This is a genomic window from Phenylobacterium sp., from assembly GCF_030697925.1.
Classification (GTDB): domain Bacteria; phylum Pseudomonadota; class Alphaproteobacteria; order Caulobacterales; family Caulobacteraceae; genus Phenylobacterium.
In genome coordinates, this window is the sequence record NZ_JAUYOJ010000239.1 from 1 (window position 1) to 15,160 (window position 15,160).

Consider the following 15,160-nt stretch of genomic DNA (forward strand, 5'->3'; position numbering starts at 1 on the left):
CGGCTCACGCCTGTCTGTTCAAGCAAAGGCTCCCATTCCCCCGTGGGTCTTGGAATGACATCGCGCGACGATGACTTGTCATCTCCCGCCTAAGGCCGCGCAGACCACCTATCGGTTCCCGGCCTACTTACGGGGAGCTTCGACCCCACTAGCACACTGTATTTATTGAATTAAGAGACGGCCATCCGCCCTGTGTAGCAGCTGTGTAGGCTTGAGCGGGCACTCCGCGTGTCCACTCAGCACGATCCCCATTTGGGCGCACGCTAAGGAGATGTCGCCTAGGTCGCAATTCACTTGGATCAGCTGAAGTGAAGCCGGCGGTAACGGCCGCGGAAGAATAGCAGCGGGTCGCGACGCGGTTCGAAAATGGCGGACTTGACGCGACCGATCATCACGACATGGTCGCCGGCCTCGTGAACCGACTCGGTCTCACACTCGAAGGTCGCCAGAGACCCCACGATCACCGGCACATCGAGCTTTCCCATCTCCCATTTGACGGAGGCGAACCGGCTCTCCTGGGGGCCCGCAAAGGCGTTCGACGCGGGCTGCTGGCCGATGTGCAGGACGTTGATCGCGAAGCGGCCGGCGGACCTGAAGGCGGGCAGGCTGCTCGACTTGCCGGAGAGGCAAAACAGGATCAGCGGCGGATCCAGGGAGACAGCCGTGAAAGAGTTCGCCGTCACCCCCACTGGGCCATCCTCGCCCACAGTGGTCACGACCGTTACGCCCGTGCCGAAGCAACCCAGGGCATTGCGCAAGGTCCGAGCGTCGGATCCCTCCGTGAACCGCTCAGGACTGCGGGGCGCTCTGCGTTCGAGAAACTCAAGGACCGTCGCGTTGAAAGCGTCGGCCCGGTCGGATGCCACGAGGTGGCCGGCCCCGGCGATCTCGATGGATTCGGCGTCGTTTAGCAGGGATTGTAAACGCTCGGTCGCCTCGGACGTGACCAGCCCGCTTTCCCCGCGCAGCAGCAGCACCGGGATCTTCAGACCCCTGGCCGCCTGCTCAAGGCGGACCGCCATGGTGTCGGCATTGATCGCGCTCAGAAACCGTTCGTCCCAGAGCCACCGCAACCGCCCGCTGTCATCAGTGCGCAGGTGTTCACGCAGGCGGTCGGCGGACTTCGGCTTGGGCCGATGCGGCGAGATCCTGTGTGCGACCTCGAGCGCCTCTTCCGCCGTCTCGAATCCGCTCGCGTACTCGTGCATGAGCTGCTTGATGCGCCCAGCCTCCTCCTGGTCGATTTGCGGAGCGGCGTCCACCAGCACCAAGCCGCTGGCCACCTCGACCTCGCTCTCGCCAAGGGCGGCAAGGGCCGCCAAGCCACCAAGCGACGCGCCGATCACCACCGGCCGGCTCCCCATCTGACGAAGGACGTGCACGACGTCCTGGGACAGCGCGTCCAGGTCGTATCGACCATCGGAGGGCCAGCCGCTCTCGCCGTGGCCGCGCAAATCCACGCAGATCACGCGGCGCCCGGCGTCAGCCAAGGCGCGCGCCGCCCGTCTGTATGCACTCTTCGACTGACCACCGCCTGGGAGGAGCAAGACGGCGGGCCGATCGGCGTGGCCCCAGCTTTCGGCCGCAAGCGCTACGCCACCGAAACCCTCGAACGTTAGCGGATCCCCACTCTCGGTGGCGCGCATAGGCATCGACCCATCCATGGTGTGCTCCGGCGCGACCGCAGCGGGGGCCCAGGGCGCCCGCTTGAACTGCGGCGGCAGTTGCCATCCTAGGACGACCGGCAGATATGTCAACTATCTAGTCGGTTGATTATTTGACCTGCGTAGGCGCAGGATCGTCCAACGTAAACCCGGCCTTTATGAGCACCTGGTAGCGTTTGACTTTGCCGTCGGCGATCTGGCCGCGCGTCTGGAGCACCTCGAACCAACGCAGGTTCCGCGTGGTGGCCGACGCCCGGGCGATGGCCACCTCGATGGCGTGCTCGATGCTCTGTTCCGACGACCCTCCGAGTTCCACGACCTTGTACACGTGTTCCGACATTGCAGCCTCCTGCCCGGTGAAGAGCTCAGCCTACGCCCGCTCTAGCCTCGCATCTCGAACTGATTTTGGTCCGTCGCCTCGTCGTAGTTGGTGCATCTACCGCTTGCCCGCGCCCCGGCCTAGGCGGGGACGGCCGAGCGCTTGCGAGGCGAGGTCGCCGCAGCGGGCGGCGTCCGCCCGAGCACCAGGTCGGCCGCCTTCTCGCCGATCATGATGCTTGGCGCGTTGGTGTTGCCGCCCACCAGCGTCGGCATGATCGAGGCGTCGGCCACCCGCAGGCCTTCGAGGCCGAACACCTTCAGCCGCTCGTCGACCACGGCGCGCCCGTCGTCTCGCGAGCCCATGCTGCAGGTGCCCACCGGATGGTACTGCGAACTGGCGGTGCGCCGGATCCAGGCCTTGAGGTCGGCTTCGGAACGGATATCGGAGCCGGGGTTCATTTCCACGCGCGAGATCGAGCGCAGAGCCGGCTGGGCGGCGACCTCGCGCACCTGGGCGATCGCGTCCAGCATCACCCGCAGGTCGCGGGGCGCCGAGAGGTAGTTGCCGCGGATCACCGGGTCGGCGAACGGGTCGGCCGACTTCAATGTGATCGTGCCGCGGCTTTCCGGATTCAGTCCGCAGAGGCTGATCGAGAACCCGTCGCGGATGGTCTTGTCGCCCGCCAGCTGCACGATCGCCAGCACGCAGTTCAGCTGCACGTCGGGCCGGTCGATCTCGGGCCGGGTGCGCAGGAAGGCGCCCGCCTCGAGGAAATTCTGCCGCCCCGGCCCCTGCCCTCGCACGAGATAGTCGAGGCCCGTTCGGAGCTTCGCCAGGCCGCGCGCGTAGGTGTAGGCCGTGTCCATGCCGGGCACTTCCCAGCCCAGCCGCACGGCGATGTGGTCCTGCAGGTTCTTGCCCACGCCCTTGAGCTCGTGGGTCACGCCGACGCCGGCGGCGCGCAGCTCCTCGGGGTCGCCAACGCCTGAGAGCTGCAGGATGTGCGGGGTCTGCACAGCGCCGGCGCTCAGGATCACCTCGGCGCGCGCGTAGGCGACCCGCCGAGAGTTGCTCGACCCCACGACATACTCGACGCCAACCACGCGCCCCTTCTCGATCACAACGCGCGTCGTGCGCGCGCCGGTGCGGATCGTCAGGGTCGGCCGCCGGCCGGCGATTGGGCGTAGGTAGCCGCGAGCCGCACTCCAGCGCTGGCCGTCGCGGATGGTCAAATGGTAGCGGCCGAAGCCGTCCTGGCGGGCGCCGTTGAAGTCGCTGGTGATCTCATGACCTGCCTGGCCGCCGGCCTCGATGAAGGCATCATAGATGCCGTGCGGAGAGACTGCGCGCGACACGCAGAGCGGGCCGTCGCGGCCGTGGAAGGCGTCGTCGCCCTCGCCCAGCAGAGTCTCGGCTCGCTTGAAGTAGGGCAGCACGTCCGCATAGGACCAACCGGCCAGGCCCATCTGCCGCCACTGATCATAGTCGCGCGCGTGGCCGCGGATGTAGATCATGCCGTTGATCGAGGACGACCCGCCGAGTCCCTTGCCGCGGGGGAAGAACACCCGCCGGCCGTCGAGGTGGGGCTCCGGCTCGCTCCAGAACCCCCAGTTGTAGCGACCCTTGCCGCCGATCAGGCTGTAGGCGCCGGCGGGCATCTTCACGAGGATGGAGTCGTCCTTGCCGCCCGCTTCGAGGAGCAGGACGCGCGCCTCGCCGTCGGCGGTCAGTCGGTTGGCCAGGACGGAGCCGGCCGAGCCAGCGCCCACCACGATGTAGTCGTACTCTTGCATGGCGAAGCGCTCTTGGACGGACAGCTAGTCGATGCGGATCCGCACCGGCATGGTTTCGAAGCCGTGACCGGCCAGGGTGGCGGGCCGCACAGGCTCGCTGGCCAGTTCCACGACCATCCGGCGGCGGATCATCTCCTCTAGCAGGATGCGGATCTGAAGCTCGGCCAGGCGTGAGCCCAGGCAGCGATGGATGCCGAAGCCAAAGGAGACGTGCTGCCGGGCGTTCTCCCGGTCGACGATCAGCCGGTCGGGCTCCTCGAACACCGTCTCGTCGCGGTTGCCCGAGATGTACCACATGACGACCTTTTGACCCTTCTTGATCTGCTGGCCGCCGAGTTCAGTGTTCTCCACACATGTGCGCCGCATGGAGAGCACCGGGGTCTGCCAGCGGACGATCTCCGGCACTGCGTTGTCCAAGAGCGACGGGTCGGCGCGCAGCTTCGCCCACTGCTCGGGGAACTGGTTGAACGCCAGGATCATCCCACTCATTGAGTTGCGAGTGGTGTCGTTGCCGCCGACGATCAGCAGCGCCAGATTCCCGAGCTTTTCCTCCCAGGTCAGGTCGCCCATGGCCTCGGAGTGGGCCATCCGCGAGATCAGGTCGGTGCCCGGCGCTTGGTTCTTCTTCTCCGCCCAGACCCCGTTGAAGTAGGTGGTCATCGCATGCATGTGCGCGTCACGCACCTTGCTCATCTCCGGATCGCGGGCCGCCTCGACATTGCGGGACCAGTGCGACCATTCGGTGAGCTGGCGTCGATCTTCCCAGGGGAAGTCAAACAGGATGGCGAGCATCTGGGTGGTCAGCTCGACTGAGACGTTGTCAACCCAGTCGAACGTCTCGCCAATCGCGATGGCGTCCAGCCGCTCCGATGTGCGCTTGCGGATCGCAGCGCCCATGCGCAGCAATTCGGACGGAGAGAAGGCCGGCGCCACCACCTTGCGCTGCTCGGTGTGGCGCGGCCGGTCGCTGGACAGGAAATTTTGCATATAGAGGTCGACGATCGATATGCCGCCGTACTTGAAGTCCGAGGAGAAGATCTCCGGGTGGGACTCCACGTAGGTGATCAGCTCGTGGGTGGTCACAGACCAGAATGGGCCGTGCGGGCTTTCGGACAGGAAATGCACCGGAGCCTCGCGTCGCAACCGTGCAAATGGGGTGCGCCAGCTGTCCTGGGCGTATAGCTGGACTTCGCTCACATCAAGCTGATCTAGGGGGATGTCCGCAGCGTTCCCACCGGTCGTCTCAGCCAGGGCCTGCATCGCCAAATCACTCCCGTCACGCCGCTTCTATTCGGGCGGCATCAGCAGCCTGGACGTTGCATTCCCGGCCGCGAGGTGTCAACTATCTAGTTGGTTTAAGTAAATCAAGCTGGAGTGGCCGATGCGCGAACTTGATCGCCTCTATCTTGACGGAGCCTGGGTCGTCCCCTCGGGCAGCCTGTCAGTCAACGTGATCAATCCGGCGACCGAAGAAGCTTCGGGACGCCTTACTCTCGGCGACGAGGCCGACGTCGACCGTGCGGTCGCCGCCGCTAAGGCGGCCTTACCCGGGTTCCGGCAGACCTCTCGCGAAGAACGCATCGCCCTGCTCGAGCGAATCATCGACGGCCTCGTCGCACGTGAAGACGATATCGCAGCCGCGGTCACCGATGAGATGGGCTCTCCCCAGGGCTTCAGCCTCGAGGTCCAGGCCAGGTCGGCGGCGCTGCACGCGCGGGTCACGCTGGAGACGCTCAGGAACTACGCCTTCGAGACCTGGAGCGGCCGGACCCTAGTCTGCCACGAACCCATCGGCGTCTGCGCCCTCATAACCCCCTGGAACTACCCAGCCGGCGCAATCCTCACCAAGCTCGCGCCAGCTCTGGCAACGGGCTGCACGGTCATCCTCAAGCCATCCGAATATGCCCCCTACTCCGCACAGATCGTCGCTGAGGTAATCCACGGCGCGAGCCTGCCGCCGGGCGTCTTCAACATGGTGTTCGGCGACGGGGAGACGGTGGGCGCGGCGCTGAGCGGCCACCCGGACGTCGACATGGTGACGATCACCGGCTCGGTGCGCGCGGGCATCGAGGTGGCGCGGCGCGCGGCTTCCACCGTCAAGCGCGTGCACCAGGAGCTCGGCGGAAAGAGCCCGAACATCCTATTGGACAGCGCCGACTTCCCGACGGCCGTGCCCAATGCGGTACGCGCAGCGATGATCAATTCGGGCCAGGCCTGCATCGCTCCCACCCGCCTGCTAGTTCCCGCGTCCCGCCGTGAGGAAGTCCGTAAGCTCGCCGCCGAGGCTGCCGCGGCGATGACAGTGGGTCATCCGGAGTCCGGAGCCATTCTCGGCCCCGTCGCCAACGGCGCGCAATGGAACCATATCCAGGCGATGATCAAAAAGGGCGTCGACGAAGGCGCCACCCTCGTCTGTGGGGGACCGGGTCGACCGGAAGGACTCGACCGCGGCTACTACGTTCGCCCGACCATCTTCGCCGACACGACGCCGCAGATGAGCGTCGTCCGCGACGAGATTTTCGGACCGGTCCTGGCCATCCAGGAGTTCGACGGCGTCGAACACGCGATCGAGATGGCCAACGACACTCCTTACGGTCTGGGCGCCTATGTGCACGGAGCCGACCTCGAAGAGCTGCGGGCTATCGGCGGCCGCCTGCTGGCCGGCCAAGTCTTCCTGAACGGGACTGGGATGCAGATTGGCGACCCGACTGCGCCGTTCGGTGGTGTGAAGCTCTCGGGCAATGGCCGCGAACGTGGCGCAGCCGCGTTCGAGGCGTTCACCGAAGTGAAGGCGTACCTGGGCTACTCGCCGCCTCAGACGGTTGACGCCTAACCGCGGTCATTGCATTCGCAACCCGCCATTCACGTCGAGCGTGGATCCGGTCACAAATGCGGCTTCCGCCGAGGCCAGATAGGCGGCGGCCGCGGCGACTTCTTCGGCCATCCCGACCCGTCCCACAACGAGCGACGACATCGCCTTGTACTCACCCACTCTCGCCACGCCTGCGCGGAACATGGGGCTGTCGATCGGGCCCGGCGCTATGGCGTTGACGGTGACGCCATACTGGGCCAGCGCCCGTGCGGCGCCCTTCGTGAGGGACAGCACCGCCCCCTTCGAGGCTTGATAGGAGACTGGGCTGCTCGGTCCTCCCAGTTGCGCCGCTGAGCTAGACACCAGGATGATCCTCCCGTGCTCAACGGCACGGATGGGGAGACGGCGCGCCATCTCCCGACAGCACAGGAACGAGCCCGTGGCGTTCACCGCCAGCACTCGATCCCATTCTGCAATCGGCAGGTCTGCCAGCGCGTACGGCTCTCCCAGCCGCACGATCCCAGCGAAGTTGGCCACCACGGCCACCGGGCCAGCCAGCGCCTCCGCGCGGTCGAAGGCGGCCGCCACCGACGCCTCATCGGCGACGTCCATACGCACGAAGGCGTGGCCGGCCCCGGGCAATTCCGCCGCCGTCTTCACGCCCGCATCTCCGTTGAGATCGGCAAGGAAGACCTTCATGCCGTCGGCCGCAAAGCGTCGGGCCGTTGCGAGGCCAAGTCCGCTAGCGCCGCCGGTGACAAGTGCTATGCGCATTCGCGCCTCGAATCAGCGTGAGGGCCATCCCCGCGCAATTATTAGTACATCTAGTCGGTTGATAATAGCCCGCTCGGCGCGCCTTGCTCGCCGCCTCCATGGCTTCCTCGGTCGGCGCCAGCCTAGACCAATTGACAATATCCCCACCTCCGCTACGGTTGACCAACCAGTTGGATTAGAACCAACGCGAATAGTATTGGGGAAGAACATGCCGCTAGGATCGTTCCGGGCGCAGCTCTGCGCCGCCAGCGCCGCCGCAGCGATGTCAGCCGTACTTCCCGGGGTCGCCAGGGCCCAGGGGGCCACTCCGGTCGAGGCGTTCGGCGTCGAAGAGGTGGTGGTGACCGCCCGCAAGCGCGACGAAACTGACATCTCGGTCCCGGCCGTGATTACGGCCATCACCGCCGAGCAGCTGGCGCGCAAGGGCGTCGGCGACATCTACGCCATCGCCCAGATGACGCCCGGCCTGATCATCAACGACAACCTGAGCGCCATTGGCGGCGGGATCAGCCTGCGCGGCGTCGCCAGCGGCAACACGGTCGGCATTGACCAAACGGTCTCGATCAACCTCGACGGGGCAGCGGTTTCTAGCGCCGGCGCGACCCGCATCGGTCAGTTCGACCTGCGGCAAGTCGAAGTGCTGAAGGGTCCGCAGACGCTGTTCTTCGGCAAGAACAGCCCCGGGGGCGTGATCTCCTTCATTTCCGAAGGACCGACCCGCGACTGGGACGGCTACGCGCGCGGCAGCTACGAGTTCGAGGCCGACGAGTGGCGCACGGAAGGCGCGATCTCCGGCCCGATCACTGAGGCCTTGTCGTTCCGCCTGGCGGGCTATGTGACCCACATCGACGGATATCTCAGGAATCCCCTACCGTCCAACTGGGCGCCAGGGGTGGCGGGGCCGAGCTACAGTCGCGCCCCGAACGCAGACGAGTACGGCGGCCGTATCAGCCTGCGCTTCGAGCCGAACGACAAGCTGAGCGCAAATTTCAAGACGGCCTACTTCAAGGTCGACGGCATCAGCAACTATGGCTCCAGCCAGCTGATCTACTGTCCGACGGGGACGGCTCAAGCGCCTCAGGCGATCTTCGGCCCTCCGATCGACAACTGCACTATGGACCGTTTGACCGCCGGCATCAGCGATGCGCCGCCCAGCGTCACGGCCACGCGCCCTCGGTTCGGCGATGGGAAGCCCCGCGAAGAGCGCAGCGTCCTCGTGAGCACGCTGAACATCGACTATGATGTCACGCCAGAGCTGACGCTGACGTCACTGACCAGCTATTTCAACTATCAGCTTCACGGCTTCTCCACTCAGGTCGGTCCGCGGGTGGGCATCGCTTTGTCCTCTGACCAGGACAAGCGGGACTATGCGCAAGAGGTCCGTCTGGCATCGTCATACGGCGGCGCGTTCGACTTCATGGTCGGCGCCTATTTCCAGAAAAGCGCCTTCGACGAAGAGCCGCAGCTCTATCTGCTGACCGCGCCTTTCAACGAGACCAACACCTTCCAGGAAGGCCACACGAACTCCGCCTTCGGGCAGTTGCTCTGGAGGATCACGGACGAGTGGGAGCTCGCCGGCGGCGCGCGCTATACCAAGGAAGCGAAAAAGGTCCGTCTCTGGAAGCGAGGCCAGGGCGATGTGACTAGCCGCCTGAGCCGGACGCGCGTGGAAGCGGACGACCTTTCGCCAGAAATCACGCTCACCTACCGGCCGTCCACGGCCCTGACGGTGTTCGCCGCCTACAAGGAGGGCTTCAAGTCTGGCGGGTTCAACCCTTCCGTCACAACGGCTGCGCCAGTCGGCTACGACCCCTCCTTCGAGCCCGAGCGCGCACGCGGTGGTGAGGTCGGGGTCAAGTCCCGGCTTTTCGGCGGCAGCCTGCGTCTCGATGCGTCGCTGTTCGACTACAAGTACGAAGACTTGCAGGTCAGCGCCTATGACGGCGTTCAGCTGACGGTGATCATCAAGAACGCCGCGTCCGCCACGGTCCGCGGCGCGGAGATGAATTTCAAGTTCCAGCCGCCGGCGGTGCGAGGGCTGACCGTGGACGGCGGCGTGGCTTACACGCGTGCTCGCTACGATGAGTTCATCGGCGCCTGCTATGCTGGCCAAACCGTCGCGCAAGGGTGCAACCTGATCCCATCGGGTGGCCGGTTCACGTCACGCGATCTTAGCGGCTTGCAACTGCCGAACGCGCCCGATTGGTCGTCCAATGTATCGGCGGCCTATGCCTTCACTGTCCGCGAGGGCTTGAGCCTGGAGTTGAACGGCGGGATCAGGCACCAAAGCTCAAACAATCCTGCCGGCGACCTGGCCCCGGGCGGCCGGCAAAAAGCGGTGACCTTCCTCGACCTCGGAGCCCGCCTGTTCGCCGAAGACCGCGCCTGGGAGCTCGCGCTCATCGGACGAAACATCACCGACGAGATCCGCGCCATCGGAGTGACCGGCCAGTCGGTCTCCGGTACGACGGCGGGCTTCGCCACGGGCACGCCCGCGGACCTAGTCGGCTTCATCAACCGGCCGATTGAGGTGCGGTTGCAGTTGACGGTTCGCCCCGCGCTGTGGCGATAAGACTGGAGTCCAAGAGATGAGTCAGAATTCCGCCCGGGGCGGTTCGGGGTGGCGGCGCGAAGTCGGCCGGGGCTGGCCCGTATTGATCGCCACCGTCCTCGGCGGGGCCCTGGGCGCGGGGGTATTCACCTCCTTCCCGCTCGGCTTCTTCATGGCGCCGCTGGAGGCTGAGTTCGGCTGGTCACGCGCCGCAATAGGCTTGGCCTCCAGCGTCTTCCTGGCCGGGATGTTGATCCTGCTGCCGGTCGTAGGCTGGCTCTGTGATCGCTTTGGCCCCCGCCTGGTGGCCATAACCGCGATCGTCTCGTCATCCGCCGTCTATGCGGCGCTCCCATTTGTCGTCACGTCCGAAATCTGGACGCTCTACGCTGGGTACTTTGCTGTGGCGCTCGGCGGAGCAGGTACCAGCTTCGTCGTCTATTCACGGACTATAAATGCCTGGTTTACGGACGCCCGGGGCTTTGCGCTTGGTGTCATGATTGCGGGCCCCGGCGTAGCCACGGCCCTTGTCCCCTTCATCTTGCCGCCCCTGATGGAGGCCTACGGCTGGCGCGCGGGCTATCTGGCGATTTCGGGGATCGTGCTTTTGGCCCTGCCCCTTGTTGTGCCGCTCCTGCGCGACCCGCCGGAGAGGCAGGCTGCGGTCGCAGTCGGTGGGCATGAAGCACTCGGCGGTATTGCGATGCCTGAGATTTTGCGCACGCGCGCCTTTTGGACGATGGCCGTCGCGGTCGTGCTCGGCTCGGCCGCCCTGGCGGCTTCCATCGTGCATCTCGTCCCGATGTACCGGGATATGGGCGCGTCCTCGCTGCAGACACAGTTCGCCGTGTCGGCGCTCGGCGTGTCCATGATCGTCTCGCGGCCATTGGTCGGCTTCCTGCTCGACCGCTTGCATCCGCCCGCTGTGGCCGCCGCCTGCCTGGCCATGACCGCCTTGGCCCTCGCCATCGCGAGTAACATGGGCCCCGGGTTCATTCTCATCTTCGCCATCGCCCTCGGCCTTGGCCTCAGCGCCGAAGGCGACGTCTTGGCGTTCCTGTGCAGCCGCTTCTTCGGTCTGCGGGCGTACGGCGCAGCCTACGGATGGCTCTACGCAGCAGCGACGCTCGGCTATGTTGCCGGACCGGTACTCGCGGGCATCGCCTACACGAGCCACGGCGGCTATGATCTCGCCCGCCAGATTGCGGCCGGGCTGTGCATCGTCTCCGCTGCGCTGATTTTCTCTCTCGGCCTGGGCGACAGCCGCGCGCCGCTCGGCCTGCGGCCAAAGCGGACCTGAGCCGTGGCCAAGATCACCTACGTTGAGTTCGACGGCGCGCAGCACGTGGTGGACGTGAAGCCCAGCATGTCGGTCATGGAAGGCGCGGTAAAAAAACATCCCCGGCATCGACGCCGACTGCGGCGGCGCGTCCGCCTGCGCCACCTGCCACGTCTATGTGGACGAAGCCTGGCATGGGAAGACCGGGCCCAAGTCGGCCATGGAGGAGTCCATGCTCGACTTCGCCGAGAACATCGAAGGCAACAGCCGCCTGTCCTGCCAGATCAAGGTCAGCGACGATCTCGACGGCTTGGTTGTCCGGATGCCTGAAAGCCAGCAGTGAGCAACGGAGAGTTCCTTTGAGAGCCATCGAGATCGGCGCGCCCGGCGGGCTGGACCACCTGCGCATCGTCGAAAAGCCGGATCCGACACCAGGCGCAGGGGAAGTGCTGCTGCGCATCCGCGCGGTCTCGCTAAACGCGCGCGATGTCGGCATGGCGGGCCGTGCCACCGAAACGACGGTCAGCCCGTTCTCCGACGCCTGTGCGATTGTCGAGAGCGTCGGCGATGGTGTCTCGCGGGTCAAGCCTGGCGACCGGGTCTCGACCATCTTCTATCCCAAGTGGCTAGGCGGGAAGCTGACGGCGGAGAAGCGTTCCGTGACGCTGGGCGGCGCGGTGGGGACCGGCTCTGAGCTTCTCGTCATCTCTGAGGAGGCTATCTGCAAGGTCCCCGACTTCCTATCCGACCACCAAGTAGCCACGCTCACTTGCGCGGGCGTGACCGCTTGGCACGCCTTGATGGTCGCCGCCAACGCCGCGGCTGGCGAGACCGTGGTGCTGCAGGGGACCGGCGGCGTCTCGATCTTCGCCTTGCAGTTCGCCAAGGCGGCGGGCTTGGAAACCGTGATCACCTCTTCGTCGAGCGAGAAGCTGGCACGGGCGAAGGACCTCGGCGCGAGCCACACGATCAACTATCGCGATCACCCTGAATGGTCGAAAGAGGTCCGTGGCCTGACCAATGGCCGCGGCGCCGACGCCGTCATCGAAGTCGGGGGCGCCGGCACCCTTCAGGAGAGCCTGAAGTCCACAGCCATCGGCGGAACGGTGGCCATCGTGGGCGTGCTCACCGGCGCTCAGGAGCCGCTGCCGATCCCCACCCTGATGGGCAACACGCTCCATCTGCGAGGCGTGACAGTCGGCTCCCGGGAGATGTTCGAGGATATGTGCACGGCGATCCAATCCCACCGTATCGAGCCGGTTGTCGACCAGGTGTTCCTCTTCGACGACGTCCGTGCGGCCTATGATGCGATGAAGTCCGGCGACCGCTTCGGCAAGATTGTGATCGACTTCAGCCGCTGACACTCCAACCGGGATCACACATGCGCTCAGGCCCCCTCGCCGGCTTACGGATCGTGGAGTTCGTCGGCATCGGGCCGGGCCCGTTCTGCGGCATGCTGCTTGCCGACCTCGGCGCCGATATCGTGCGGATCGACCGTCCGAGGTCCAGCGAGCGCCAGGAGTCGCGGTTCAACGTCACCGCCAGGGGACGGCGCACCGTCATCTGCGACCTGAAGTCCCCGGAAGGCGTCGAGACGGCGCTGCAACTCATCGAACAGGCCGAGGCGCTGATCGAGGGCTTCCGTCCGGGCGTGATGGAGCGGCTGGGCCTCAGCCCTGACGTGGTCCTCGCGCGCCAACCGAGCCTCGTCTATGGCCGCATGACCGGCTGGGGACAAGAGGGGCCCTATGCGCAGGCCGCCGGGCACGACGGCAACTACATCTCGCTGAGCGGCGCTCTCGCCGCAATCGGCACCGCCGAGCGGCCGATCCTGCCCTTGAACCTGGTCGGCGACTACGGGGGCGGCGGCATGTTCCTCGCCATGGGCTTGCTCGCCGGGCTTACACACGCGCGGGCCACCGGGCGCGGCCAGGTCGTTGACTGCGCGATGAGCGATTGCGCTGCGAGCCTGATGGCGCCGATCTACGGGATGTTCGCGGGCGGGCAGCACATCAATGCGCGCGCGAGCAACCGACTGGATGGCGGCGCGCCCTTCTACAACGTCTACCAGTGCGCGGACGGCAAATGGGTGACCATCTGTAGTCTGGAGCAAGCCTTCTACGAGTTGCTCCTCCAGAAGCTGGGGCTGTCCGACGCCGACTATGGCTACCCGCTCGAGCGAGCGAAGTGGTCAGACCTCCACGCGCGGCTCACCGAGATCATGGCGTCCCGAACCCGCGCCGAATGGTGCGATCTTCTGGAGGCCACGGACGTCTGTTTCGCCCCGGTTCTGGACCTGACGGAGGCGCCCGCGCACGCGCACAATCAGGCACGGCAGACGTTCGTCGAGGTCGACGGCGTCGTGCAGCCTGCGCCCTCGCCACGGTTCTCCGAAACGCCCGGCGCGATCTCCGCACCGCCGACGAACGAGCCGCAGGCGGCGGAGGTCTTCCGCGACTGGAACGTACGCTCCGGTGTCTAGCCGCTCTGCGCAGCCTCCGCCGCCACTGCTGCGTACGGTTCCTTCCCCCGCATCCGCGAGGCCACCCCGACCATCAGGAGCAGCGTCACGCCGATGTAGCCGAACACTACCAGGTAGGCGCGCTCGGACGGCGCCGCGGCGTGGCCGTCGACCTGGGCCGGCCAGGTGGCGAGGATCTGGGCGATCACTTGCGAGCCCACGGCGACCATCGCGGCGCGCATCACCGCGCCCAGGCCCGCAGCCTCGCCAATGCGGTCTGGCGGCGCGGCCTGGACAATGGCCGTAGAGGCAGCAGCATAGACGACTACGCCCGCAGCCCCCTCAAGAACCGCGCCGAGCAGCACTGCCGGCAGGTAACTGGGGAACAGGCCGATGATCAGCCACCCTAGCGCCGCAACCAGTGCGGCATAGATCATTACCGCGCGGACCCCGAGCCGCTGCACGAGGTGCCCGCCCGCCGGGCTCGATACCGCGCCGACGACGCGCACGGGCATTAGGGCGTAGCCGGCGAGAGTCGCGGTGAGGCCCAGGCCTGCGCCCGTAACCTGGGGCTGCTGCAGGAACATCGACAGGATCAGCGTGTGCTGCAGGGTGCCCAGGCCGATCAGCGAGATGCAGAGGAACGGCAGTCCCAGTTCCCGGCTGACCGCCAGTCGCAGGTTGATAAGCGGATAGGCCTCGCGAAGCTGATGGCGGACCCAGTATCCACCGATCAGCGCCGACGCGACGACTAGGCTGAGAATGCGCCAGTCGGTGATGCCCCAGTCCCGGATTCTTGTGATCGCGAACAGCAGCATGGCGATGGCCGGCGCGAAGAGAGCCCCGCAGATCATGGCGACACGCTTCTCGTCGAGGAGCTTGGCTCCTCGGACGCCGACCAGGGCCCCGACCGCCAGCATCGCGGCCACTGCATAGCCCGCACTGACGAAGTAAATGCTTTGCCAGCCGAGATTGTCGACCAGCAGGCCGCCTGCCAACAGGCCTGCGAGCGCTCCAACCATTGAGCCGGTCAGCATCACCCCGATGTAGAAGGGCACCTTCTCCGTCGGGAACCGCTCGCGGACAACGGCCAGGGCCAGGGGCAGGATGGCGTTGCCGGCGCCCTGCAGGGTCGTGCCGGCGATCAGTTGCGAGAGGCTGGGCGCCAATGCCGCAATCGTCGAACCGAGACAAGCCAGGCCCATAACCACCAACAGCATGCGGCTGCGCCCGTAGAGGTCGCCGAGGCGTCCGGCGAGCGCACATGTCATGGTGCCCATCAGCAGCCCACCGGTCACCAACCAGAGCACGTCCCTCGAATGGTCGAACTCGCGGGTGATCGTCGGCATGGCCGTGAAGACCATAGTTTGCTCAAGGGTGCTGAGGATGTCGGCCAGCAGCAATGCGCCGACCACCATCAGGTCCCGCCGATTCATCGACGCTACACTCCTGTCGGCCCGAGGCCTTGAGACGCCAACCACTCGGTTGAATTTCTTAGCACGAG

At 66.1% G+C, this 15,160-nt stretch carries 11 protein-coding genes and 1 pseudogene; 6 read left to right on the forward strand and 6 right to left on the reverse strand.

Annotated elements, in window-relative coordinates:
* Nucleotides 1-299: 299 nt before the first annotated feature.
* The 4 genes from Q8Q88_RS23475 to Q8Q88_RS23490 form a co-directional block, all read right to left on the reverse strand.
* Complete coding sequence (locus Q8Q88_RS23475; protein ID WP_371129903.1) at nucleotides 300-1,664, reverse strand: alpha/beta fold hydrolase; 1,365 nt, start codon at nucleotides 1,662-1,664, stop codon at nucleotides 300-302.
* 109 nt (nucleotides 1,665-1,773) lie between these two features.
* Nucleotides 1,774-2,004, reverse strand: a complete 231-nt coding sequence (locus tag Q8Q88_RS23480) for a dodecin (RefSeq protein WP_305677599.1) — start codon at nucleotides 2,002-2,004, stop codon at nucleotides 1,774-1,776.
* Between the two features lie 119 nt (nucleotides 2,005-2,123).
* Nucleotides 2,124-3,779 (reverse strand): choline dehydrogenase, encoded by a 1,656-nt coding sequence (locus Q8Q88_RS23485; protein WP_305677600.1) that lies wholly within the window; start codon nucleotides 3,777-3,779, stop codon nucleotides 2,124-2,126.
* 24 nt (nucleotides 3,780-3,803) lie between these two features.
* Complete coding sequence (locus Q8Q88_RS23490) at nucleotides 3,804-5,039, reverse strand: cytochrome P450 (RefSeq protein ID WP_305677601.1); 1,236 nt, start codon at nucleotides 5,037-5,039, stop codon at nucleotides 3,804-3,806.
* Nucleotides 5,040-5,160: 121 nt separating this feature from the next.
* Here Q8Q88_RS23490 and Q8Q88_RS23495 point away from each other — a divergent pair, with 121 nt between their 5' ends.
* Complete coding sequence (locus Q8Q88_RS23495; protein ID WP_305677602.1) at nucleotides 5,161-6,612, forward strand: aldehyde dehydrogenase family protein; 1,452 nt, start codon at nucleotides 5,161-5,163, stop codon at nucleotides 6,610-6,612.
* A 6-nt stretch (nucleotides 6,613-6,618) separates the two neighbouring features.
* On the opposite strand, the gene Q8Q88_RS23500 is transcribed toward Q8Q88_RS23495, so the two are convergent.
* Nucleotides 6,619-7,365, reverse strand: coding sequence for an SDR family NAD(P)-dependent oxidoreductase (locus Q8Q88_RS23500; RefSeq protein WP_305677603.1), 747 nt, complete (start codon nucleotides 7,363-7,365; stop codon nucleotides 6,619-6,621).
* A gap of 208 nt (nucleotides 7,366-7,573) precedes the next feature.
* On the opposite strand from Q8Q88_RS23500, the gene Q8Q88_RS23505 reads away from it, so the two are divergent.
* The 5 genes and pseudogenes from Q8Q88_RS23505 (at nucleotide 7,574) to Q8Q88_RS23525 (ending at nucleotide 13,677) form a co-directional block, all read left to right on the forward strand.
* Complete coding sequence (locus Q8Q88_RS23505) at nucleotides 7,574-9,937, forward strand: TonB-dependent receptor (RefSeq protein WP_305677604.1); 2,364 nt, start codon at nucleotides 7,574-7,576, stop codon at nucleotides 9,935-9,937.
* Between the two features lie 16 nt (nucleotides 9,938-9,953).
* Nucleotides 9,954-11,216 carry an MFS transporter gene (locus Q8Q88_RS23510; protein WP_305677605.1) on the forward strand — a complete coding sequence of 421 codons (1,263 nt, stop codon included), beginning with the start codon at nucleotides 9,954-9,956 and terminating at the stop codon, nucleotides 11,214-11,216.
* Nucleotides 11,217-11,219: 3 nt separating this feature from the next.
* A pseudogene (locus Q8Q88_RS23515) lies at nucleotides 11,220-11,538 on the forward strand (2Fe-2S iron-sulfur cluster-binding protein).
* Nucleotides 11,539-11,554: 16 nt separating this feature from the next.
* The gene (locus Q8Q88_RS23520; RefSeq protein WP_305677606.1) at nucleotides 11,555-12,556 is read left to right on the forward strand and encodes an NAD(P)-dependent alcohol dehydrogenase; all 1,002 of its coding nucleotides are present in this window, start codon (nucleotides 11,555-11,557) and stop codon (nucleotides 12,554-12,556) included.
* Between the two features lie 20 nt (nucleotides 12,557-12,576).
* Nucleotides 12,577-13,677, forward strand: coding sequence for a CaiB/BaiF CoA-transferase family protein (locus Q8Q88_RS23525; RefSeq protein ID WP_305677607.1), 1,101 nt, complete (start codon nucleotides 12,577-12,579; stop codon nucleotides 13,675-13,677).
* Here Q8Q88_RS23525 and Q8Q88_RS23530 read toward each other — a convergent pair.
* Entirely contained in the window at nucleotides 13,674-15,092 is a 1,419-nt protein-coding gene (locus tag Q8Q88_RS23530) for an MFS transporter (protein ID WP_305677608.1), read from the reverse strand. The two genes, Q8Q88_RS23525 and Q8Q88_RS23530, sit on opposite strands and share 4 nt — an antisense overlap.
* Between the last annotated feature and the right edge of the window lie 68 nt (nucleotides 15,093-15,160).